Annotated in this window: 20 protein-coding genes and 1 pseudogene; 16 read left to right on the top strand and 5 right to left on the bottom strand. The window is 41.5% G+C overall.

Annotation, left to right across the window (positions count from 1 at the left end; genetic code table 11):
* The first annotated feature begins 123 nt into the window (after nucleotides 1-123).
* On the top strand, nucleotides 124-1,671 hold the full coding sequence (gene gntK / locus HMPREF2802_RS08825; protein WP_070503745.1) for a gluconokinase: 1,548 nt from the start codon (nucleotides 124-126) through the stop codon (nucleotides 1,669-1,671).
* A gap of 42 nt (nucleotides 1,672-1,713) precedes the next feature.
* Complete coding sequence (locus HMPREF2802_RS08830; protein ID WP_070503748.1) at nucleotides 1,714-3,072, top strand: gluconate:H+ symporter; 1,359 nt, start codon at nucleotides 1,714-1,716, stop codon at nucleotides 3,070-3,072.
* Between the two features lie 704 nt (nucleotides 3,073-3,776).
* On the opposite strand, the gene HMPREF2802_RS08835 is transcribed toward HMPREF2802_RS08830, so the two are convergent.
* On the bottom strand, nucleotides 3,777-4,049 hold the full coding sequence (locus HMPREF2802_RS08835; RefSeq protein ID WP_070503751.1) for a DUF1413 domain-containing protein: 273 nt from the start codon (nucleotides 4,047-4,049) through the stop codon (nucleotides 3,777-3,779).
* 630 nt (nucleotides 4,050-4,679) lie between these two features.
* Between HMPREF2802_RS08835 and HMPREF2802_RS08840 the strand changes: the two genes are divergently transcribed.
* Nucleotides 4,680-5,114 carry a GNAT family N-acetyltransferase gene (locus HMPREF2802_RS08840; RefSeq protein WP_040807010.1) on the top strand — a complete coding sequence of 145 codons (435 nt, stop codon included), beginning with the start codon at nucleotides 4,680-4,682 and terminating at the stop codon, nucleotides 5,112-5,114.
* Between the two features lie 16 nt (nucleotides 5,115-5,130).
* Complete coding sequence (locus HMPREF2802_RS08845; protein ID WP_070503754.1) at nucleotides 5,131-5,832, top strand: SDR family oxidoreductase; 702 nt, start codon at nucleotides 5,131-5,133, stop codon at nucleotides 5,830-5,832.
* 69 nt (nucleotides 5,833-5,901) lie between these two features.
* Here the strand turns inward: HMPREF2802_RS08845 and HMPREF2802_RS08850 are convergent, their stop codons facing one another.
* Nucleotides 5,902-7,221, bottom strand: a complete 1,320-nt coding sequence (locus HMPREF2802_RS08850; protein WP_070503756.1) for a D-serine ammonia-lyase — start codon at nucleotides 7,219-7,221, stop codon at nucleotides 5,902-5,904.
* Nucleotides 7,222-7,301: 80 nt separating this feature from the next.
* Between HMPREF2802_RS08850 and HMPREF2802_RS08855 the strand changes: the two genes are divergently transcribed.
* Nucleotides 7,302-8,105, top strand: coding sequence for a hypothetical protein (locus tag HMPREF2802_RS08855; RefSeq protein WP_070503758.1), 804 nt, complete (start codon nucleotides 7,302-7,304; stop codon nucleotides 8,103-8,105).
* Between the two features lie 84 nt (nucleotides 8,106-8,189).
* Here HMPREF2802_RS08855 and HMPREF2802_RS08860 read toward each other — a convergent pair.
* Nucleotides 8,190-9,688, bottom strand: a pseudogene (locus HMPREF2802_RS08860) (AbgT family transporter).
* A 222-nt stretch (nucleotides 9,689-9,910) separates the two neighbouring features.
* Here HMPREF2802_RS08860 and HMPREF2802_RS08865 point away from each other — a divergent pair.
* Entirely contained in the window at nucleotides 9,911-10,726 is an 816-nt protein-coding gene (locus tag HMPREF2802_RS08865) for an SDR family oxidoreductase (protein WP_049407203.1), read from the top strand.
* A gap of 122 nt (nucleotides 10,727-10,848) precedes the next feature.
* Here HMPREF2802_RS08865 and HMPREF2802_RS08870 read toward each other — a convergent pair whose 3' ends face one another.
* The gene (locus HMPREF2802_RS08870) at nucleotides 10,849-11,925 is read right to left on the bottom strand and encodes a M42 family metallopeptidase (RefSeq protein ID WP_070503761.1); all 1,077 of its coding nucleotides are present in this window, start codon (nucleotides 11,923-11,925) and stop codon (nucleotides 10,849-10,851) included.
* Between the two features lie 228 nt (nucleotides 11,926-12,153).
* Between HMPREF2802_RS08870 and HMPREF2802_RS08875 the strand changes: the two genes are divergently transcribed.
* The 5 genes from HMPREF2802_RS08875 to HMPREF2802_RS08895 all read left to right on the top strand — a co-directional run bounded on the left by HMPREF2802_RS08875 (nucleotide 12,154) and on the right by HMPREF2802_RS08895 (nucleotide 16,870).
* The gene (locus tag HMPREF2802_RS08875) at nucleotides 12,154-12,927 is read left to right on the top strand and encodes a CPBP family intramembrane glutamic endopeptidase (protein ID WP_070503763.1); all 774 of its coding nucleotides are present in this window, start codon (nucleotides 12,154-12,156) and stop codon (nucleotides 12,925-12,927) included.
* Between the two features lie 48 nt (nucleotides 12,928-12,975).
* Nucleotides 12,976-13,731: a CPBP family intramembrane glutamic endopeptidase gene (locus HMPREF2802_RS08880; RefSeq protein WP_083307618.1), complete on the top strand. Its 756-nt coding sequence runs from the start codon at nucleotides 12,976-12,978 to the stop codon at nucleotides 13,729-13,731.
* A gap of 293 nt (nucleotides 13,732-14,024) precedes the next feature.
* Nucleotides 14,025-14,675 carry an ABC transporter ATP-binding protein gene (locus tag HMPREF2802_RS08885; RefSeq protein ID WP_049410861.1) on the top strand — a complete coding sequence of 217 codons (651 nt, stop codon included), beginning with the start codon at nucleotides 14,025-14,027 and terminating at the stop codon, nucleotides 14,673-14,675.
* Nucleotides 14,672-15,430, top strand: a complete 759-nt coding sequence (gene fetB / locus HMPREF2802_RS08890; RefSeq protein WP_070503765.1) for an ABC transporter permease — start codon at nucleotides 14,672-14,674, stop codon at nucleotides 15,428-15,430. The genes HMPREF2802_RS08885 and fetB overlap by 4 nt, the downstream gene beginning before the upstream one ends.
* Nucleotides 15,431-15,706: 276 nt before the next feature.
* Entirely contained in the window at nucleotides 15,707-16,870 is a 1,164-nt protein-coding gene (locus HMPREF2802_RS08895) for an MFS transporter (RefSeq protein ID WP_070503768.1), read from the top strand.
* Between the two features lie 84 nt (nucleotides 16,871-16,954).
* Here HMPREF2802_RS08895 and HMPREF2802_RS08900 read toward each other — a convergent pair whose 3' ends face one another.
* Complete coding sequence (locus HMPREF2802_RS08900) at nucleotides 16,955-18,325, bottom strand: CitMHS family transporter (RefSeq protein ID WP_070503771.1); 1,371 nt, start codon at nucleotides 18,323-18,325, stop codon at nucleotides 16,955-16,957.
* Nucleotides 18,326-18,553: 228 nt separating this feature from the next.
* Here HMPREF2802_RS08900 and HMPREF2802_RS08905 point away from each other — a divergent pair, with 228 nt between their 5' ends.
* The 5 genes from HMPREF2802_RS08905 to HMPREF2802_RS08925 all read left to right on the top strand — a co-directional run bounded on the left by HMPREF2802_RS08905 (nucleotide 18,554) and on the right by HMPREF2802_RS08925 (nucleotide 23,320).
* Entirely contained in the window at nucleotides 18,554-19,147 is a 594-nt protein-coding gene (locus tag HMPREF2802_RS08905; protein WP_070503774.1) for a YdeI/OmpD-associated family protein, read from the top strand.
* 724 nt (nucleotides 19,148-19,871) lie between these two features.
* Nucleotides 19,872-21,053, top strand: coding sequence for a betaine/proline/choline family ABC transporter ATP-binding protein (locus tag HMPREF2802_RS08910; protein WP_002471029.1), 1,182 nt, complete (start codon nucleotides 19,872-19,874; stop codon nucleotides 21,051-21,053).
* Complete coding sequence (locus tag HMPREF2802_RS08915; protein WP_002471024.1) at nucleotides 21,050-21,685, top strand: ABC transporter permease; 636 nt, start codon at nucleotides 21,050-21,052, stop codon at nucleotides 21,683-21,685. Before HMPREF2802_RS08910 ends, HMPREF2802_RS08915 begins: the two co-directional genes overlap by 4 nt.
* A gap of 16 nt (nucleotides 21,686-21,701) precedes the next feature.
* Nucleotides 21,702-22,640, top strand: a complete 939-nt coding sequence (locus HMPREF2802_RS08920) for an osmoprotectant ABC transporter substrate-binding protein (RefSeq protein ID WP_070503777.1) — start codon at nucleotides 21,702-21,704, stop codon at nucleotides 22,638-22,640.
* Nucleotides 22,640-23,320 (top strand): ABC transporter permease, encoded by a 681-nt coding sequence (locus HMPREF2802_RS08925; RefSeq protein ID WP_002471017.1) that lies wholly within the window; start codon nucleotides 22,640-22,642, stop codon nucleotides 23,318-23,320. Before HMPREF2802_RS08920 ends, HMPREF2802_RS08925 begins: the two co-directional genes overlap by 1 nt.
* Nucleotides 23,321-23,872: the final 552 nt, after the last annotated feature.

Here is a 23,872-nt window from a genome sequence, read left to right on the forward strand (position 1 = left end):
GTCTCATCATATACATCTTTGTGCGCTAAATATTATAATATAGGTGAGTCTTTAGCGAATTTAACCACTAATAAATAGCTAAGATAGATAAAAAATTTAGTCAAACGAAAAGGAGTGGCTACGATGCAGTATATGATTGGTGTAGATATCGGTACGACGAGTACGAAAGCAGTGTTGTTCGATGAAGCGGGGCACTTTGTTGCAAAGCATAGTATTACGTACCCTTTAATGCATAATGAAGTGGATGCTTCAGAAGAGAATCCCGATACGATATTTGATGCTGTGTTGATGACGGTTAAACATGTAGTGCGCGAACAAGGTGTCGAGCATGATCAGTTAAAGTTTATGTCGTTTAGTGCGCAAATGCACAGTCTCATAGCAATGGATAAAGACAATCAACCGCTTACCGAAAGTATCACTTGGGCAGACAATCGTGCGAGTGCGTATGCGCAAAAGTTAAAAGAAGAAAGTGAAGGGCATGAGATTTATCGCCGCACAGGTACGCCCATCCATCCGATGTCACCGTTAGCGAAGATTTATTGGTTGAAACACGAGTATAATGCTTTATTTAATCAAACAGAGCAGTTTGTCGATTTGAAATCGTATATACTTTACCAGTTATTTGAAACTTGGGTAATTGATGAGTCGTTGGCATCTGCGACAGGAATGTTCAATCTGCAGAAACGTGAGTGGGACAAGGAGGTGTTAGATTTACTTGGTCTTAGCTCAAATCACTTACCAGAGACTGTTCCGACTACTCATGTGTTAAAAGGAATGAAACATCGTTATGCGACGCTAATGGATATTGATCCTGACACGCCGATAGTTATCGGTGCGAGCGATGGTGTGTTATCTAACCTTGGTGTAAATGCGTATCAACCAGGTGAAGTTGCCGTCACTATTGGAACTTCAGGTGCGATTCGTACGGTGGTCGATCGTCCTGTCATGGATCCGAAAGAACGTATCTTCTGTTATGTCTTAGACGAAGATCAGTATGTGATAGGTGGTCCTGTGAATAATGGTGGCGTCGTATTGCGTTGGTTGAGAGACGAATTGTTAGCAAGTGAGGTTGAAACGGCGAAACGCTTAGGCATTGATAGTTATGAAGTGATAACACAAATTGCGAGTCGTGTGAAACCTGGCGCTAATGGCTTACTGTTTCATCCTTATCTAGCAGGGGAACGTGCCCCTTTATGGAACGCAGATGTGAAAGGTTCATTCTTCGGTTTAACGCTCGCGCATCAGAAAGAGCATATGATTCGAGCTGCGTTGGAAGGTGTATTGTTTAATCTCTATACCGTCTATCTTGCGTTGATTGAAGTGATGGGTGAAACGCCTCAGCAACTGAAAGCGACAGGTGGTTTTTCTAAAAGTGAGTTATGGCGTCAAATGATGGCTGATATATTCGATACGCCGTTATCAGTACCAGAAAGCTACGAAAGTTCTTGTCTTGGCGCATGCTTGCTCGGGCTTAAAGCACTTGGAGAAATTGAAGATTATTCTGTAGTAGAAGAGATGGTAGGTACAACTTTTGAACATCAACCTGAAAAAGAGAGTGTACAAGTTTATCAAGAATTGTTACCGCTCTTCATTGATTTAAGTCGTTCTTTAACTGAGCATTATCATAAAATAGCTGCATTTCAACGCAAGCACACAACACTTGGGAAGTAATATGACTTGTAAAACAGCGTTCGAAATAGAGGAGGAAACGGAATGTTTAGTACAGTTTGGCCGCTTTTAGCTGTCGTCATTGGTATTGTCATCTTGTTAGGATTAATTATAGGATTTAAACTCAATACGTTTATCGCACTCATCGTCACGTCGATAGTTACGGCTTTATTATTAGGGATGCCATTAAACAAGATTATGGATACGGTTGAAAAAGGTATGGGTGGTACACTAGGGCACATCGCACTCATCTTTGGATTAGGTGCCATCTTAGGTAAGCTTCTGTCCGATGGCGGTGGTGCTTCACGTATTGCAGAAACGCTCATTGCGACATTTGGTCGTAAACATGTGCAATGGGCGATGCTGGTTGCGGCGTTTATCGTAGGTATTGCTTTGTTCTTTGAAGTCGGACTCGTTCTCTTAATCCCACTCGTGTTTACGATTGCGAAACGTGCCGGTGTTTCACAATTGAAACTAGGACTGCCTATGGTAGTGGCACTGTCAGTTACACATGGTTTCTTGCCTCCGCATCCAGGTCCAGTCGTGATTGCGAAAGAGTTACACGCGCATCTCGGTCAAGTCTTGCTCTTTGGGATTATTATCGCTATTCCTGTGACTTTAATTGCTGGGCCACTGTTTAACCGAATCGCTCAACGACTCACGCCATCTGCTTATCAGCGTGAGGGAGACATTTCAGCGCTCGGTGCCCAGCGTACTTTTACTGAAGCGGAGATGCCAAGTTTCGGCGTCAGCATCTTAACAGCGCTTCTTCCTGTAATACTCATGCTTATCGCAACATTAACGGAGCTCATTACAGGCCACAGTGATCCGAAGAATTTGGTTGAACAGGTAATTTACTTCGTCGGAACAGCTGGCACAGCCATGCTCATCGCCGTACTGTTCGCTTTCTGGTCAATGGGCATGCGTCAACGTCGTAAAGTTTCAGATGTTATGACTTCCGTCTCAGAAGCGATCTATCCGATTGGTATGATGCTCTTAATCATTGGGGGTGGCGGTACCTTTAAACAGGTTCTGATTGGTGGGGGCGTCGGTGATACGATTTCTAAAATGTTTGAAGGAACGCAGATGTCACCAATCTTATTCGCGTGGATTGTAGCGGCTGTATTACGTATCGCGCTCGGTTCGGCTACAGTTGCAGCAATTTCTACAACAGGTATCGTGCTGCCACTTCTTCAACACTCAGATACTAACGTAGCGCTCGTAGTTCTAGCTATTGGGGCAGGAAGTGTGATTCTTTCCCACGTTAATGATGCAGGATTCTGGATGTTCAAGGAATACTTCGGCTTAACTGTTAAGGAGACATTTTTAACTTGGTCCATGCTTGAAACGATTATTTCCGTTTCTGGAATTATTTTTATCCTGTTTATCAGCCTCTTTGTGTAAAAGACTTGCTGATGAAGCGGACTAAAATGTAGTGAGAAAATGATGCCAATAGCAATAACAGGCGAAGATATTAAAAAAGAAATTGAGGTTTATGACTATTTTGTGAAATGAATCACAAATCTATTTAAATTTGCAACTAATCATAGTAATATATGGGCTGTAAAGGATAACTGGACTCAAGAAAGAATTAGTGAGATAGCAAGTGAGATTATAATAGAGTATAAAGACTAAAACGACACTTTTTTATAGTCAGCTATCATAGTAATAATTCCTTCAGAAGTACACAGTTATGATATTTACATTCATACCTTCAATCCCTCGGTATGATCATAATGTAAGTGGCGCAGTCGTTTAACTTGAATTTCCTTTGTTGACGCTAAGTGCTATATCTATCATGTTCGAAGTTGCTTATGCCATGTTAACACGACTGTAACCATTCATGGCACGATGAAAAGTCCCGACATTGTGCTCATGTAGTCCCTAATTCTATTAGCCCCTAGTAGAAGTTTCATGATTTAGTTAAACGCCCTTTAAAATGATGAGATGAGAATGGGGTCATCCAGAAAGTCTGTACCTCAATAGTACAAACTAGGTGCCGTCCAGCGGTATTCTCTGCCCGAGTTATTTCTGTGATACGGCCTCATTCTAAAAGCCCTAGCCATTATCAGTTGGCTAGGGCTTTTGCTTATGGTAAAGGCTTCGTTTTAGACGTAAGCTTTAAAGTTACGTTTAATTTCATTAAAGGAATATACTAAGTTATACATACGCATGCGAATACTATCTTCAGTCACAGCAGGTATTCTAAGATGACTGCTCTTGCCTACGAAACGACGGAATTCTCGTTCCGCATACTTTCTATCTGCGAGACGCATCTCTAACCATTCCTCATCACTATATAATTCTTGGAAGTTGAAGTCGAAACTTGTCTTCGCTTTTTGTTCACGTAATGCTTGAATACGTTCTTCAAAATTTAACATGATTCTTTCACCCTTTTTATAAAATTCATCCCGAAAAAGTGCTTTCTATCTATTTTACCAGAATAATGAGTAGAACAGAAATTTATGTTGTTATTTTGTGTTTTCAATTTTGGAACATTCGCTTGCTTATGGGACCACACTCAACTAATTTCTCTCGCTCTATGAGCTCAAGAAATGGATTTTCGTTGTGGTCTCGTTCCATCAAGCGTCTCGTGTACCCCATTGAAAACAATAATAATCTCTTAATAATAGAAAATAAAAGCATTCATTAAATAATTTCAAAAGGATGAAAGTAACTTCTTGTTTGTTTACATAGGATGAAATTTAAGAGACTTATTCAAAGTTAATTGTCTAAAAGTCATAGCAGTAGCTCTCTGAATTCAAGAAGGCTATCGCTTTCTCGAGCTCTAATCAGTATTTCTGTGGAAGTACTACGAAATCATAGATTTCTGTACTTCTCCCAAGCAAGCGAAAGTAAAAACATTGAAAATTAAAGTTATTTGTATATACTACCTCAGATTTTCATTTCATAAGTCGAGTGAAAATATTAAATTTATTATCTTTGAAGTGATATACTTTAATAAAACGTATGGTTTAATCATATTCATTTTAAAAAATAAAGGGGAATGAATGACTATGGGATATATTTCAGAGTTATTTAATGAAGAAGAAGTGACACATGCATTTGAAGTGATCAAACAATTACGTACACATTTAACGAAAGACCAATATTTGGATTTAGTCACTGATTCTATCAAGGATGACGGCTACCGTATGTTTGGGATGTACGAAGGTAGTGAAATCGTCGCAGTGTTAGCGTTCCAACCGATGACGACATTGTATTATGGTCGCTATATTTGGATTACAGATTTAGTAGTGGATGAAGCATGGCGTTCTAAAGATTATGGTGCGCGTCTCTTATCTTATATTGAAACATGGGCTGAAGAACAAGGTTATGACTGCATTGCTTTATCTTCCGATTTGGAGAAAGAACGTGCGCATCAATTTTACACTGATAAGATGAACTATGATAAAGTGAGTTATGTGTTTAAGAAAGACTTGTAAGAGAAAGGGAGATTAGATGACCCAACTTCAATATAAAGTAGCGGTTGTGACTGGGGCGAGTAGCGGTATTGGTAAAGGTATTGCTACGGCGCTTGCAGAACGTCAAGTCCAACTTGTACTGGCAGGCCGCAATGAAACGCGTTTAGAAGAAACAGCAAATCATTTAAAGGAAACATACAATGCCCAAGTTAAAACGGTGATTACTGATGTGACGCAACGTTCACAAGTCGAACAACTTGTGGAGCAAGCGAAGTCTCATTATGGTCATCTCGATGTCATCGTGAACAGTGCAGGTCAGATGCTATCGCCAGCGATTACTGACGGTGATGTTGAGGCATGGGAGACGATGATTGATGTGAATGTGAAGGGCACGTTGTATGGTATCAATGCTGCTTTACCGCATTTTAAAAAGCAAGGCTCAGGTCATATTATCAATATTGCGTCTATCTCAGGCTTTGAGGTGACGAAACAAAGTACGATGTATAGTGCGACTAAAGCAGCTATCCATACGATTACGCAAGGTCTAGAGAAAGAGCTCGCACGTACGGGTATCAGAGTGACGAGTATTTCGCCTGGTATGGTGGATACACCGATGGGCAGTGGAGACTTTGGCGATCGTAAAAAGCTTGAAGCGAAGAATATTGCTGAAGCGGTCGTTTATGCGCTAGAACAACCGAGTCATGTAAATGTTAATGAAATTACAGTTAGACCAGTATAAAAGAGATGAAAAAGACAGCTACCTCCACGATAAATGGAAGAAGGTAGCTGTCTTATTTATATTGACGTATCAATTAGATTCAGCTAAATCGTAAAGATGTTTACCATAGGCGATATTCTCGCTCATTTCGTCCTCAGGAACCATTGCGCCGCCAGTTGACCAAACGATATGGTTTGCTTGTGCTGTCGGGATACCGTCTTCTTCAGCGAGTTTAAGCGTAGTTTTAATACAGGCAAAGCCTGCTGTCGCTGAAGGTTCCACGTGTACATTCTCCGTGTAAGAGAGGAGGTAAAGATATGTGTAAAGACGTGCATCACTCACAGTGCAACTACCGTATAATAACGTATCCATCATCTCACTCACGAGACGAGAAGGACGACCTACTGCCAGCCCGTCCGCTTCAGTCCGCCCATCTAAACCAATATCACGCACACTAATCTCATCGTAGAATTGAGTGAGTAGCCCTAGAGTCATGCATGGCGCATGCGTGGGCTCAACGAAGACGCAGTAAACATGTTCGCCGAGAACTTGATGCAGTCCAAACGTGATACCTCCAGGCGCGCCTCCGACACCACAAGGTAAGTAGACGAAAAGAGGATGTTCAGCATCGACTGTAATATGTTGTGCTCGTAATTGCTCTTGTAGTCTCAACGCAGCAACGGCATAACCTAAGAAGAGATGTTTAGAATCTTCGTCATCAATAAAATGGCATCTCGGGTCATCTTTCGCCGCTTCACGACCCTCTGCCACAGCGTATTGATAATCGGACTTGTACTCTATAACTTCTACGCCATAATCACGCAACAACGCTTTCTTCCATTCACGTGCATCTTGCGACATGTGAACTTGAGCGTTGAAACCTAATTTCGCGCTCATCATACCAATGCTGAGTCCTAAATTTCCAGTTGAACCAACCGCAATGGTATGTTTGCCAAACAGTTCTTGGTAACGAGAAGAAGCGAGTATAGAGTAATCATCGTTAACACCCAGGTCTCCCTCATCTAACGCAATCTTTTCAGCAATCGTTAACACTTCGTATATGCCACCCCGCGCTTTAACTGAGCCAGAAATAGGGAGGGCGTGATCGCATTTTAACCATAACCGTCCCTCAAGTTCGAAATCATCGAGTTGTGCTAAGTGTTCACGCATGTGGTCGATAGCTGCGAGCGGCGATTCAATGATGCCTGAGTGGGAAGCGGTCTCTGGAAAGACACTTTGTATGTAAGGTGCGAAACGTTGGAGGCGTGCGGATGCCTCTTCGATATCGAAATAGGTCAAAGTCCAGTCTTGCGTGTGATTGAACCGTGGATTCTTCCAATATATCGGCTCGTAATCCGCCATGTCATGTATCAATTCATATTTTTTCTTTAAATGTGCAACGTCTTTCATTCATTTCACCTCAACAACGTATTACAATAATTATAATAACTATAATAGGTCGTCAATATTATGTAAAGGGAGGGTTCAAGATGCGTGTTGTAGTCATCGGTGCGAATGGCCATGTTAGCCAAACACTTATCCGTCAGTTAAAAGGGTCACTGGATAAGCAGACATATCCAATTTATCATTTGAACACTCATGATGTGAATGTGCTCCACCTTGAGGAACTTCAAGTAGAGCTAGAGCAGGAAGACTATGTGGTGTATCTTCAAACATCATCTACTTTACCCCATGGGCTCTTACAAGGTGACACCCGTGCAATGCATGAATTGACACTTGAATATATCACTTCAATCGTTTCTGGTGTTTCTGTAGTTGAGCCGCGTTCCTCATCGACGCAACGATTACTAAAGCGAGCTACATCAACGAAGCGCGCAATAACTCGTATGTTCGATAAACGCAGGTCTCATAAGTCTATGCATCGTGTCTATTCGTTCCAACAGCTCGAACGTGTGAAGATTCAAAGTGCAAACGAGGCAGTCCAAAGCTATGCACGTTACTTAAATCGCCTGACGTTCGGTCTCATTACGGTAGACATGCGCTATCCACGATACGACATTCGCTTGTTGAATAGTCTACCTTTGATTAAGATGACGCAGAGGGTGGTCACGCCTACTGAAGTACGTTTATCAATCATAGGAGGTATGCTTGCTGGAGCAGTACCTTCCCATGATCCGCAACCCCAATTTATTTTTAAAATTAATCAAACGAGGGGAACGTTACTCACAGCTCTGATACACTTCCGACCGCGTTTGCCGTGGCTTGTATATCGACTCACTCAGGCGCCGCTGCATCAATGGGTCATGCGAGGATTTGGGCGTATATTGCGCTAAATAAATACGAGAAACAGAAAAATGGCACGTCTGCAAACTCATTCTGCAGCAACGTGCCATTCATTTTAATATAAGTGTGAAGTGCTACATGTGTAATACGCCGCCAGGGCCGAGTGGAATACCGAGTAAGTACCAAACGATAATAAAGATCGGCCACACGATACTCAAGATGACGGTGTAAGGCATTAAGCTGGATAAGAGTGAACCCAGTTTCATGTTCTCGTCATATTTCTGCGCATATTGCAGTAGTAATGGTAGATACGGCATCATTGGTGTAATGGGGTTACTGATTGAATCCCCAATACGATACAGCATTTGTGTTAAAGCCGGGTGGAAGCCGAGCAACATCAACATCGGTATAAAGATCGGCGCGAGTAACCCCCATTTAGCAGACGCACTACCGATGAGCATATTGATAATAGCGCTCAAGAGGATGACTCCGATGATGAGCACGACGCCATTCTGACCTTTGAGTGCTTCAGCGCCCTTAACTGCGATGACCACGCCGAGATTACTCCATTGCAGAAATCCTAAGACTTGTGCTGCGAAGAATACGATGACGATAAAGGAACCCATGGATGACATGGAATCTGCAAGCATGCGACCAAGATCTTTCGTATCTTTAAATTCATTCATCATAAAACCGTAGATTAAACCTGGAACTAAAAATAGTAATAAGATAATCAATGCAATACCGTTAAATAATGGCGCATCGTCAATGAGACTTCCCGTTTTCGCATTGCGCAAGAAACTGTTATGCGGTAAAGCACACAGGATAATACCAATCAAGACAACGACCATACCGATATTAGCCCACATGAGTGCACGACTTTCTTGAGGTGTCAGATCTTGTGTAGAACTATCAACCTCGATTTGTGCGTCAGATGTATTAAATTTGCCGAGTCGTGGAATGACGAATTTCATCGTTACCCAATAAACGGCTGGAAGTAGGATAATCACACTTGCTGCGATAAAGTACCAGTTCATCGCTACGTTAATCTTCGTGTGATCTGAGACGATACGTGTGGCAGGTTCGGTAAAAGCATACGTCATCGCGTCAGACATACTTAGCATGAGATTCGCCGTCCAGCAATAGGGTGATAGCCCAATTTGATAAAGACCATCGCTGTAAGTGGTGGAAGGATGATAGGTGCTGCGTCTCCTGCCGCGTTACCAAGAATACCGATAATGATAATAGAGGGTACAATGAGATTCTTTGGTGCTTTATGTACCACCTGCACGAGTAATTTATCGAAATAACCTGATTTCTCAGCGACGCCGACACCTAGCATTACCGCAAGTACGATACCCAGTGCTGGAAACTCAGAGAAATTCTTAATGGCATCATTAAGAATCATACGCAAGCCATCAATACTTAAGATATTCTTAACTTCTACGACTTTCCCAGTGCCGGGGTGTTTCACTGAAACATTGAAGAGTGAAACGAGCCATGTAATAACGGCTAGCGCGACACAAATGAGAAAGAATAGAATACTTGGATCGGGTAGGCGATTTCCCACGTGTTCGACCCCGTTAAGAAATTTGTTAAAGATTCCTGTCTTCTTTTTTGTTTGTTCTGTCATAATTACAACCCCTCCCCTTTGGGTTAGAGTGAGTATAACAAGTTAGAGACTAAAATAAAACAATTTTCCGAAAATTGATAGTAAGAATTATCGCGAAGCCTTACACAGTGCGAGTAGAAATGATGTAACTTATTTTCAAGGCGTTTAAGTTGTGAGGAGGAGTGGAATTTTAAAAATAAGTTCATTTTAGTATCAAGAAAGAGATAAAGGAGAATCAAAGTCATGAGAATGAAAGATAAAATTGTCGTAGTGACTGGGGCACACACAGGAATCGGTGCTGCATCAGCGAAAGCATTAGCTGAAGAAGGGGCGCACGTGCTTGCAGTCGATGTAGATAAAGGTGTGGAAGAAACGGTAGAAGAGATTAAAGAAGCGGGCAATCAAGCTTCTGCGTTTATCGTGGACATTTCTGAACAAAGTGAAGTTGAGACGTTCGCTGAGACATTGAAATCTCAATATGGTCACATAGACGCCTTATTCAATAATGCAGGCGTAGATAATAGTGCGGGTCGCATTCATGAATATCCTGTCGAAGTGTTTGACCGCATTATGGGTGTCGATTTACGTGGCACGTTTATGATGACGAAATATTTAATCCCCCTCATGTTAGATAATGGTGGTTCAATCATCAATACAGCATCTTTCTCAGGTCAAGCTGCAGACCTCTATCGCTCAGGCTACAATGCAGCTAAAGGTGGCGTGATTAACTTCACACGTTCTACTGCAATTGAATATGGTCGTGAAAATATTCGCGCGAACGCCATTGCGCCAGGTACGATTGAAACACCGCTCGTAGATAAATTGTCAGGTACTGAAGAAGAGGAATCAGGTCGTAGTTTCCGTGAGACTCAAAAATGGGTAACACCACTGGGCCGCTTAGGTTCTCCGGATGAAGTAGCGAAACTCGTTGTCTTCCTCGCTTCAGACGATAGTTCATTTATTACTGGAGAAACAATCACGATTGATGGTGGTGTGATGGCATACACATGGCCAGGTGAAATGTTAAGTGACGATAGTTGGAAACGCACAACAAAATAATTGAAGATAGTAAAAAACTCCCACGTGAGAAAAGGGAAGGAGGGTCGATATTGTGTTGAAATATCTTTGCCCAGTTAACCCTCTCACTTTACGTGGGAGTCATTTATGTGACGAGGGAAGATTTACCATTTAATTTGGTCTACCGTGTCATCATTTAATGATTTCACAATTTCAGTGACGAGCTTCACAGAATTACGATAATCTTCAGTGTGAAGCACTGAAACATTTGAATGCATGTAACGTAGAGCGACACCTAATGAAACAGTAGGAATACCTTCATTTGCGACGTGGATACTACCTGCGTTTGTACCGCCACCTGCAGTGGTATCGAGTTGAATTGGAATATCATGTTGCTTTGCGACATTTTTAATATGTTTTAACAGACCAACATGGGCAATGTTTGAGGCATCCATCGTGATGACGACAGGACCTTCCCCTAACTTCGCATCACTCGCTTCACCTGTCATTCCTGGTGTATCATACGCGACTGCCACATCTACTGCAATCGCTAAGTCAGGATTAATCTTGTTTGCAGCGACTTTCGCACCACGTAGACCGACTTCTTCTTGTACATTAGCCCCAGAGTATAGGTTGATATTGATATCCTCATCTTTGAGATTATCAAGCACATCGATAGTTAACGCACAGCCGTAACGATTGTCGAACGCTTTCGCAGTCATATAGTTCTCGTTACCCATAACTTCGAACTCACTATAAGGTGTGACCATATTGCCGAGTTCAATGCCGAGATCTTCCGCTTCTTCTTTACTACTCACACCAATATCGATAAACATGGACTTCATTTGCATAGGTGTCTTACGTTGTTCAGGCGTCAACACGTGCGGAGGTTTAGAACCGATGATACCACGAATTTGTTTACCTTCATCAGTAGTTACCGTCACTTTTTGAGAAAGCATAACTTGGTTCCACCAGCTACCGATAGGAGTAAAGTATAGGAAACCATTATCATCAATTTTAGTGACCATAAAGCCGATTTCATCTAAATGACCTGAAATCATGAGTGAACGTGAGCCTTTAGACGCTTGTTTAAGTCCAAAGATACCACCTAAATTGTCTTCGATCAGTTGATCACTCACCGGTTGTAAGTAATCTTTCATCGCTGATTTCACAGCCATTTCATGTCCAGCGATGCCGTTGATATCCGTGAGTGTGTGTAGTAGTTGCTTTGTATCTTTCATTACAGTCCCTCCCAATTTGTTGTTATAGCATATTGTAGCACTTCTCTTTATCTATCTCATAAATCAAGATTCTTGGGATCCATTACCTTTCTCTTTGTATAGAAAATGACTTGAGTAACCCAAAATAATCTCTTTCTTATATCAATTGCATGATTTACCACGAAGAATGGTAAAACGCTTCTATTTATGATAAATATAAAACATATCCTATCTGAAAGGAATTGATTTATGAAACTATTCAAACGACGACCTAAACCACCCAAATCGCCATCACCATGGCAAAGTTCACATCTCATGAAACGCGATTTTTGGCTGATTCCAAGTTTTTATATTTTACCGTATATAGTGGTGCTGCTCATACAAGTGACTATATTAGCCATTAATCCATCAATATTGCAATCAAAAGATAATTCGTTTACTGTTAACGCACTTAATTTAACTATCGATACGCTAACGCTATTATTTGTCTTATTTATCTTCTATCTCATACATATTCGACATGGGTTAGCTAAGGTCATGTGGCAACGTTTTAAATTGGTACCACGCTACTTCTGGCTACTCATTGTGACATATATCGTAGTGATGTTGCTAGATGCAGGGTACGATACTTTGACAGATTATTTACCGAAATCGCTACAGTTTGATGAAACGCAGAACCAAGAAGAGGTTGACCAACTGTTTAAAGTAGGTTGGCTCACACCAATTACGTTTATTAACGTTGCGATAATTACACCATTTGTGGAAGAGTTGTTATTCCGTCATTTAATCATACACGAGTTAGGGAAGAAGATTACTTATCCTGTTGCGGCAGTGTTATCCGTCATTATTTTCACAGGTATTCATGTAACGGGCGCAACGTCTCCGTTTGAAATTGGTTCGTATATTTTTATGGCGGCAGGCCTCGTATACGTCTACATGAAGTCAGGGCGCAATTTGGCAGTGAGTATCACGCTGCACTTTATGTTTAATGCAGTTGCGAGTCTCGTCTCAATATTTTCTTGAGATTTTTTGTAAAATGATGAATTTGAAGTTAGGAAAGGATGAATTATCGTGTCTTCAGAAATGAATGAAATCAAGTATCCCGAAAGATGGCACAGTCGCTATTTCGCTTGGCGCGACTTGTGGCTCGTGCCTCTTTACTTTCTTCTGGTTCAAATTGTTCTTGCTCCAATAATTAGTTTGATAATGATATTAGTAATGGATGGAACAATGTATCCTGGAGAAACTTCAACCTATAAGATTATATTGAATTTCGCAAATGTTTTGGTAACATTACTTATATTTTATCTCATGCACGTTAATCACGACATCGTACGTATAGCAATTGAGCGTTTTAAACAAGTTAAAAAACAATTGATATTTATTATTATTGTGTTTGTCCTAGCACAACTTGTATCACAACTTTACAATTGGTTATTAAATTTCTTACCCTCATCGCTACAGTTCGATGATACAGCGAATAATAAAGAGGTACTTAAGCTATTTGATGTGAACTGGCTCATTCCTGTAAGTCTTATCATGGGTGTTATACTTATTCCACTAGTAGAAGAGCTCATATTCCGACATCTCATCATTCATGAGCTAGGCAAGAAGATTACCTATCCAATCGCAGCAATTCTGTCTATTATCTTATTTACTGGATTACATTTATTAGGAATGAAGTCTCCGTTTGAGATTGGTGAATATTTAATTATAGCTGTGCCTATTGTTATTGTTTACATGCGCTCAGGACGTAATTTAGCGGCAAGCTTTACTTATCATGCATTGAACAACGGTTTTGCATTTCTATTAATGTTATTGATGTAAATATGTTTTATTTTAAATCTTTAACTAAGTTGAGTTAGGTATTTTTTAGTATGGCTGAGTTTGAAGAAACGTTATGTTTCCTAAAACTTAGCCTTTTTTGTTATTAGATTTCATATTTCCATCTACACTTTAGGTATAATAAAAGTAGTAGAGGTACAGCACGAAAGCACTCACTACTAGGTCGCTCGCAAACCTCACTTGAAAAGAAAACAAATTTAAATAAATATATTTTAAAACTTAATTTTAGGGAATAAGCATACTACTGTAGTTTATAAGCAGAAGGAGTGAACAGCATGTTAGAACTTAAAGATGTGACATATAAAGTCAACAATCGAACGATTATCGATAACTTAAATTTAAAAGTGAATAAAGGGGATACTATCGCTATCGTCGGCCCTTCTGGTAGCGGTAAAAGTACGTTGCTTCGCTTGATTGATAACCTCATCAGTCCAACATCTGGCAACATCTATTATGAAGGGCAAGATTATGAAGATATTCAACCTGAACATTTACGTATGGAGATTAGTTATTTACTACAAGAAAGCGACCTTTTTAACCATACAATAGGCGAGAACTTAGCCTTCCCAGCAGAAGTGCGTGGCAAGGACTTTGACAAGAAACGTGCGAAAGAACTGCTCAAAGCAGTAGGTCTAGGTCATTATAACTTGAACACAGACGTCAGACCGCTTTCTGGTGGTGAACGTCAACGTGTAACGATTGCACGCCAACTCATGTACATACCGAAATTATTACTCTTGGACGAAGCCACAAGTGCATTAGATACGCAGAATAGTGAGAAGATTGAGGAACTCATCTTCGGTTTAGTCGACCAAGGTGTAGCCATCATGTGGATTACACATAGCAATGACCAAAGTATGCGTCACTTTAAGAAGCGGATTCGTCTCGTAGACGGCAAGATTGAGAATGAGGAGGATTTAACATGAGTACGACAGCGTTAGCGATTACGGCACTTTTACTACTGTTTCCAATCATCGTGTCATACGTCGAGAAGTTACATATTATTAAAGACTTAGTTGTCGCTACAGTTCGAGCAGTCATCCAACTCGTCATCTTAGGCTTTATCTTACATTTCATCTTTGACGTCGATCAGAAATGGCTACTCTTACTCTTCGTGCTCGTCATCATTATCAATGCGTCATGGAACACGTTGAGTCGTGCATCTGAAGTCATGCATCATGTCTTCTGGATTTCATTCGTCTCCATCTTTATCGGGGTGGCCATTCCACTTGCGGGTGTCATTATTACAGGTGCGATCGACTTTACGCCTAACGAAGTGATTCCTATCGCAGGTATGCTTGGGAACAATGGTTTGATTGCGATTAACTTGGCTTATCAGAACCTTGATCGTGAGTTTGTGAAACAAATGGATGAGATCGAATCTAAACTTGCTTTAGGTGCGAATCCGAAACTGGCTTCTAAAGCGACGATTCGTGAGAGTGTGAAGACGGCGATTGTACCGACGATTGACTCAGTTAAGACATACGGCTTAGTTTCAATTCCTGGTATGATGACTGGTTTGATTATCGGCGGTGTGCCACCACTTCAAGCCATCAAATTCCAGTTGCTCGTCGTTTTTATCCATACAACAGCAACGATTATTTCCGCGTTGATTGCGACTTACTTGAGCTACCGTCAATTCTTCAACCATCGTGATCAGCTCGTAGATCGTAATATGTAAGTAGGTTGCTTTATTTTAGAAAAATGTGAGTGATGATACATTTCGAGTCCTCCAGAGTTTATTTGGTAATTCTAAACTATGGGGGACTTTTATTATGGGAAAGAGAAAAGGTAGATGTTTGTCTTGTTACCAAGCGAGAGTAAAACATTGAAAAACAATTTTAGAAACTTCGAGTTCTGTCTACTTTTAAATTAAGCACCTACACGCACAACTCAGAATATATGCTTTATAATGGTAGTAATTGTGTTCAGAACAATATAAAGGAGGACGTGCGCAATGACGACGATGCGTATCGTAACCTTTATCCTCAGTACCTTTATCGTAGGTATGGTAGAGATGATGGTTGCAGGGATTATGAACTTAATGAGCCAAGATTTACATATATCAGAAGCGATTATTGGCCAACTCGTGACATTGTATGCGATCACTTTCGCAGTGGTAGGGCCGATACTCGTTAAACTCACGAATCGCTTCCACCCTAAACCGTTACTATTGTGGACGCTCGTATTCTTTATCGCCGGTAACGTAATCATAGCTGTAGCACCGAACTTTACGATACTGGTTATAGGTCGTATCATTTCATCAGCAGCTGCGGCACTCATTATCGTTAAGATTCTCGCTTTAACTGCGATGCTTACCGCGCCTCACAACCGTGGCAAGATGATAGGTATCGTGTATTCTGGATTTAGTGGCGCAAACGTCCTAGGTGTGCCGATTGGTACGATGATAGGGGGCGCGTTAGGATGGCGTTTCACCTTCCTCTTTATCGTGGCGGTCAGTGTGCTCGTAGGTATACTGATGTTTATCTTCCTACCTCAACTCGACCGTACGTCAACAGATGAGAGTGGCTCGTCTTCACAAACGCATTCTAAAGTGGTAAGACCTCTTGAAGTCGTGAAGTATTTAGGCATCACGTTCTTTATTCTCGTGGCGAACTCTATCACCTTTATCTATATTAACCCGCTGATGTTAAAAAGCGGTCATACGTTGTCATTCGTCTCCATCGTTCTACTAATCAACGGTATTGCCGGAGTTGCAGGAACATCAATGGGCGGTTTCTTATCAGACAAACTTACATCTAAACGTTGGCTCATCATTTCAGTGTCCGTATTTATCATTATGATGCTAGTATTGAACCAAATCTTAACGAGTGTGGTTATTCTAATGATTGGACTCTTCGTTTGGAATATTATGCAGTGGAGTACGAATCCTGCTGTTCAAAGTGGGATTATCGACCAAGTCGAAGGTGATACGAGCCAAGTGATGAGTTGGAACATGTCGAGTCTGAATGCCGGTATCGGTATTGGAAGTATGGTCGGTGGCCTCGTAGTGTCTAAGCTCAATGTCTTTGCGACGACTTACTTCTCAGCGGGTATAGGTGTACTCGTGCTCATCCTTGCGATTAGTTTGACCAACGTTGCAAAATACCGTCAGCAGTAAGTTAAAAGATTATCAGCTCAATCACAAAACAATCCCGTAGGTGGCAGAAAGTCCACCTACGGGATTTTTAACTTGAGTAGAATATTAAATTGCAATGACGCCCATCAAAATACCGATAATCACCATGACAATCGCGAAGCCCCAAATCCAGAAGAACGCATATTTGATATAGGTTCCCATGTTCGCTTCTGCTAAACCGATCGCAAGCCACAAAGCAGGAGAGAATGGGCTTACGAAAGTACCGATGATATTACCAATAATCATCGCATACGCTGTAGATTCGGGCGCAATACCAAATTGTTGACCTGTCTGTTCAACGATAGGGAGCACCGCAAAGTAATAAGCGTCAGTACTCGTCAATAGGTCTAAAGGTACGCCGAAGAAACCAACGATGACATGTAAGTATGGGCCGACTGCATCAGGAATAATCTTGATAAAGTTCACCGCAATAGACTTCAACATGCCTGTTTCATTGAGCACGCCTAAGAACATTCCGGCTGCGATGATTACTGCAGCCATCATCAAGGCATTAGGCGCATGTGCCTTCAAGCGGTCCATCTGTTCATCGACACTACTATAGTTCACGATGAGTGCAATCGCTGTACCGATGAGGAAGGCGAACTCAGGTGGTGCAATATTCGCAAGCATGACTACAATAACGAGAATCGTTAAGATGGTATTGAACCATTTTACCCAATTCTGCGTCTTCGCACGTCCACGTACTGGGAATTTAATATCCTGATCGTGTTCATAACGCTGAACGAGTTTATGAATATCGATGTGTTGTGTATCGCTCAGCTCACCTTGCGCAATCAGTTTATTGATTCGACGGTTCTCACGCCAGCCTAAGAAAGCGGCGAAGATTAATACGAGAACCACACCGACAATTTGCACGGGAATGATGCCGTACCATAACGAGTTGACGTCTTTAGCATGCAACACCGTAGCCGTACGCGCCATAGGACCACCCCAAGGCACCATGTTCATCACGGCCGCACTTAACGCGAGGAGTAGTATGAGTAAGTAGCGGTTCATGTTGAGTGCGCGATAAAGTGGCAGTAGTGCTGGTATAGATAGTAAAAAGGTTGTCGCGCCAGCCCCATCAAGTTGAATAAACGTACCGATGATCGCAGTCACGATACACACGATGATGACATTCCCACGTGTCATCAAGATAAGACGCTTAACAATCGGTTTGAACAATCCACTATCAGACATTATGCCAAAGAAGATAATGGCAAAGATGAACATAATAACGACGTTCATCACGGACTCTAGACCACTGTTAAAGTACTTCACTAAATCATGAACACTGTGACCGAGTATCAATGCTCCCACACACGGTATGAGTGTCATGCCCACAACCGGGCTAATCTTCTTCATGATTAATAAGCCAACGATAGAGACGATAATTAACACGCCTACGACCGTTAGCAATACATTTCCATCATGCATATGTAACATCCCCTTTAAGTGTTAAGCGGAAAATAACTGTAAACGCTTACACTTTAAAATGATATTTGTCTATTATATCAAAAATATTCAGATTAGTTGAGAAAAATTTAACGATAAGGATGATCCTGTGAAGTCTACGGGTAATCTGGAAGTCCTCCGTACTACTCATCAATAGCTCACATAACGTGCTATACTAAAGCATAAAGTATTTCAAAGAAGGTGAAGAAGATGACGCAGAAAGATACAAAGCAACTCGTCGAATCATATATTCAGAAACTTGATCAATGGCAAGAAGAAATCAAACGTTTACGCCAAATTGTTCAGAAAACTGACCTTGAAGAAGATTATAAATGGAAACATCCGTGCTATACCTATGAAGGTCACAATGTGGTCATTATTCAAGAGTTTAAGCACTATTCTGCGCTGTTGTTTCAAAAAGGCGCGATTATGAAAGATCCTTACCAATCACTGATTCAACAAACGAAAAATGTTCAAGCTGCACGCCAACTCCGTTTTACGAGCCTCGAAGAAATCGAAGAACGTGCTGAAGAAATTACGTGGTATTTAAACGAGGCGATTCGTGTCGAACAATCTGGCGAACAAGTACCGATGAAGACGACGGAAGAATATACGATGCCTGATGAATTACAAGCTGCGTTGGATAAAGACGACGCGTTACAAGAAGCTTTTAACCAACTTACACCAGGTCGCCAACGTCAATATATGTACTTTATTGGACAAGCGAAGCGGGCGGCAACGCGAGAGAGAAGAGTGGAGAAATACTATCAACATATCCTCGATGGTAAAGGGATGAATGACTAGAGTTGAGACGTTCGTGTGAAACAGGAAGTGCGAAGTCTAGCACAAGGGGAACTGGATAGGCACATAGGGAGACCGCACTCCAGTCTGTCTTGTTCTCCCTTAATATCTGGACGCACAACTTATCTATGTTAAGCTAAATAGTGTAGCTAGATATTGAAGATGCCGCGATGACGCATAAGAAATATAGCGATTAGAACGGTGACTTTATCGCTTTCGATGAGCGATGTAGCCGGGTGACATGTGACTTTGTGTAGATAAAAGGGTATAATTACTACTATACAAGGTTTGAGAACATCTATAGGCAAGCCACACACTTATTGTGGCATGCTATTGAGATGAGACGATGCATGCGTAACGTAAGCAGATTTAATAACGTGGTTTCTGCATCAAAGTCCAGTCGTCACCACTCAGCATGATGCTCATATCACAATGACATTTCATCAATTTACATAATTAAACAACAGTATCTTATTACTTGCATTAGGGCCTTTTGTGCTTGTGTTCTTACTTATTCTCGGATTTGTATAACTCCACAAATGGTCCTTTGTTTTTGTTGATACTGAAGAGATAACATCAGCGTCTGGGCTAAATTAAAGAACATTGAATCTTCAATGTGAGGATGCGCGCATGTGTGAGAGATGTACAGATACGTGTTAACCATGCGTCTCTTTTACCTCATCAAGGATAGGCTGACATGAAATTACGATAGAAAGGAACGAGATACATGCTCAGTATTAAGAATTTATCAAAGATTTATTCAGGCAATAAGAAAGCCGTCGACAACATGTCGATTGATATTCAGTCAGGGGAATTCGTGGCTTTTATCGGTACGAGTGGGAGCGGTAAGACGACCGCACTGCGAATGATTAACCGTATGATAGAGGCGACAGACGGGCAAATTACGATGGACGGCAAAGATATTCGTAAGATGGATCCCGTCGAGTTACGCCGCAGTATCGGTTATGTGATTCAACAAATCGGACTGATGCCACACATGACGATCAAGGAGAACATCGTCTTAGTTCCTAAGCTGTTAAAATGGTCGAAAGAAAAGAAAGAAGAGAAAGCGAAAGAATTAATCAAGCTCGTCGACTTACCAGAAGAATACTTAGATCGCTATCCATCTGAATTGTCTGGGGGTCAACAACAACGTATCGGGGTAGTGCGTGCACTCGCTGCTGAACAAGATGTCATCTTGATGGATGAACCGTTTGGTGCGTTAGACCCTATCACACGAGATACGTTACAAGACTTAGTGAAAGAACTTCAACAGAAATTAGGTAAGACCTTTATCTTCGTTACCCACGACATGGATGAAGCGATTAAACTTGCTGACAAAATTTGTATCATGTCACACGGTAAAGTGGTGCAATTCGATACACCTGATAATATCTTGCGTCATCCAGCGAATGACTTCGTGCGTGACTTTATCGGACAGAACCGTCTCATTCAAGACCGTCCGAATATGCGCACAGTTGAAGATGCGATGATTACACCGGTTACTGTTCATGCCGATCGCTCACTCAACGATGCAGTTGAAATCATGCGTGAACGTCGTGTTGACACGATCTTTGTAGTTGGCGACGACAATCGTTTACTCGGCTATTTAGATATCGAGGACATCAACCAAGGTTTACGTGCGAATCGCGAACTCATTGATACGATGCAACGAGACATTTATCGCGTGCGTGTAGACAGTAAACTGCAAGACAGTGTACGTACGATTCTTAAACGTAATGTGCGTAATGTGCCGGTCGTTGCGAAAGATGACAAGACATTGCTCGGTCTCGTCACACGTGCGAACCTCGTAGATATTGTTTACGACAGTATTTGGGGTGAAAGTGAGGCCAATGCTTCTGAAGAGGCGATTGTAGAGCCGAGCGAAGTAGGAGCTGATCGCTCATGATGGACTTCCTACGCAACAATGGTCAAGAGTTGTTTAAGAAAGCTTTAGAGCACTTAGAAATCTCAGTGATTGCCTTATTGATTGCGATCATCGTGGCAGTGCCGATCGGAATTATGCTTTCACGCATGAAGCGAACATCCAACGTCGTGTTAACGATAGCCGGTGTGCTTCAAACGATTCCAACGCTTGCTGTGCTGGCTATTATGATTCCGATTTTCGGTGTAGGTAAAATGGCTGCCATCATCGCTTTATTCATCTACGTGTTGCTACCTATTTTAAACAACACCGTACTTGGCGTTCAGCAAATCGATAGCAACTTAAAGGACGCGGCTAAGAGTATGGGAATGACACGTCTACAAATGATGAAAGACGTCGAATTACCTCTAGCATTACCACTTATCTTAAGTGGGGTACGCCTCTCAGCCGTATACGTGATCAGTTGGGCAACACTCGCAAGTTACGTCGGTGCAGGAGGTCTCGGTGACTTCGTATTCAACGGACTGAACTTGTACAACGCGAATATGATTATTGCCGCAGCTATCGCAGTAACGATACTCGCACTTATCGTCGACTTTGTACTTTCGAGAATTGAAAAATGGGCTGTGCCAAAAGGCCTTAAAGTATCTAGATAACAAGGAGGAGAACATGATGAGAAAGTTTAAAGCATTACTCATAATCCCGCTGTTGTGTCTCACTGTGTTATCTGGATGTAGTCTACCCGGCTTAGGTGGCAGTAGCTCAGATGACGAAGTTAAGATCACAGCGGTAACAAACACAGAATCACAAATCATGGCACACATGGTGCGCGTCATGATTGAACATGATACGAAAGGTAAGTTGAAACCTTCACTCGTAAATAACTTAGGATCTAGTACAATTCAACACAAAGCGATAACAACAGGTGACGCCAACATGTCAGGTGCACGTTATACGGGTACAGACTTGACTGGCGCTTTAAACGAAGATCCAATCAAAGATCCAGATAAAGCGTTGAAAGCGACGCAAGAAGGTTTCCAAAAACGCTTCGATTCACATTTCTTTAACTCATACGGTTTCGCAAATACCTATGCATTTATGGTCACGAAAGAAACCGCACGTAAATATCATCTTGAAACGGTTTCAGATTTGAAAAAACATAAAGATTTAAGACTCGGTGTCGATAGCTCTTGGATGGAACGCGCAGGAGATGGCTACAAAGGCTTCACTCAAGATTACGGCTTTAGCTTTAACACCGTTCGACCTATGCAGATCGGTCTCGTTTACGATGCCTTACATAATAAAAAGCTTGATGCAGCAGTAGGGTACTCTACAGACGGCCGTATCGCCGCATATGATCTAAAGATCTTGAAAGATGACCGCCGTTTCTTCCCACCATATGATGCGAGTCCATTTGCGACAAACAAACTCTTGAAAAAACATCCAGAAATCAAGAAATCGATGAAGAAATTAGAAGGCAAAATTTCAACGAAACAAATGCAACAACTGAACTACGAAGCAGACGGTAAAGGGAAAGAACCCGCAGTCGTTGCAGAAGAATTCTTGAAGAAACACAACTATTTTGATGATGAGAAAGGAGGGCAACACTAATGTCTGGCAATCTCTTACAACAACTCGGTGAGTACTACTCAACCAACTTTGGTTACTTAATGGATTTATTCTTGAAACATTTACTCATGTCGGTTTACGGCGTACTCTTTGCATCTATCATAGGTATTCCAATCGGTATCTTTATCGCGAGATTCTCTAAACTGTCATGGATCGTCATCACGATTGCCAACATCATACAAACAGTTCCAGTCATCGCGATGCTTGCCATTCTGATGTTAGTGATGGGTCTCGGCCCTAATACAGTCGTTTTTACAGTTTTTCTCTACGCACTTTTACCAATTATTAAAAACACGTACACAGGCATTCAAGGCGTGGACGACAACATTAAAGACGCCGGTAAAGGTATGGGCATGACCAGCAACCAAGTACTGCGCATGATCGAACTACCCCTATCACTATCCGTCATTCTCGGCGGCATACGTATCGCACTCGTCGTAGCCATCGGTGTCGTTGCAGTCGGCTCATTCATCGGAGCCCCAACATTAGGTGACATCGTCATCCGCGGTACCAATGCGACAGACGGCACAACATTCATCCTAGCAGGTGCCATACCTATCGCACTCATCGCAGTCATCATCGACGTTGTCCTTCGCTTACTAGAAAAACGCTTAGATCCAACACAGAACACCAAACGCAATAAACCACAAGGCATTAACTAACCAAACAACGCACCCTCAAAGTTAAACGTAACACTGACTTTGAGGGTGCATGATTATTATAAACAGAAGAAACCACCTTACAATCAACATCATAAGGTGGTAATTGGTGCATGTATGAATCAATTTTTAAATGATTCATTTTCTATATAAGCATAATTTACGATATGACTATAAATTAGCTATCGCCCAATAGTTAATTTATAGTTCTATCTTTATTATAACACTTCGTTTAAAAAATAACGAGGCGTCGTTCATTAGGTATTTAGGAGTGGCATTCCCGTAAGACGCGAGTCGTTCCTCCGTTCAATACGCAATATTACAGATTAGAAGAAAACTTATTTTTACTCGATATTCTAAAACATGATTCACACGAAACATATACTTAAGAGAAACACTCTCTTTCTCGAAATAATAATATTAAAACAAAAAACCAATAGAGAGAGTGTGTTGTGTTGGTTTGTGGTTATGTAATATTTAGGATTAAAGGAAAGTATTAAAATACCTAGATATAATTGCAAGACGAGTAAAAGGTGGGAGTAGGCGAGACTCTTG

The sequence above is a fragment of the Staphylococcus sp. HMSC071G07 genome (assembly GCF_001811435.1).
Lineage (GTDB): Bacteria > Bacillota > Bacilli > Staphylococcales > Staphylococcaceae > Staphylococcus > Staphylococcus pettenkoferi.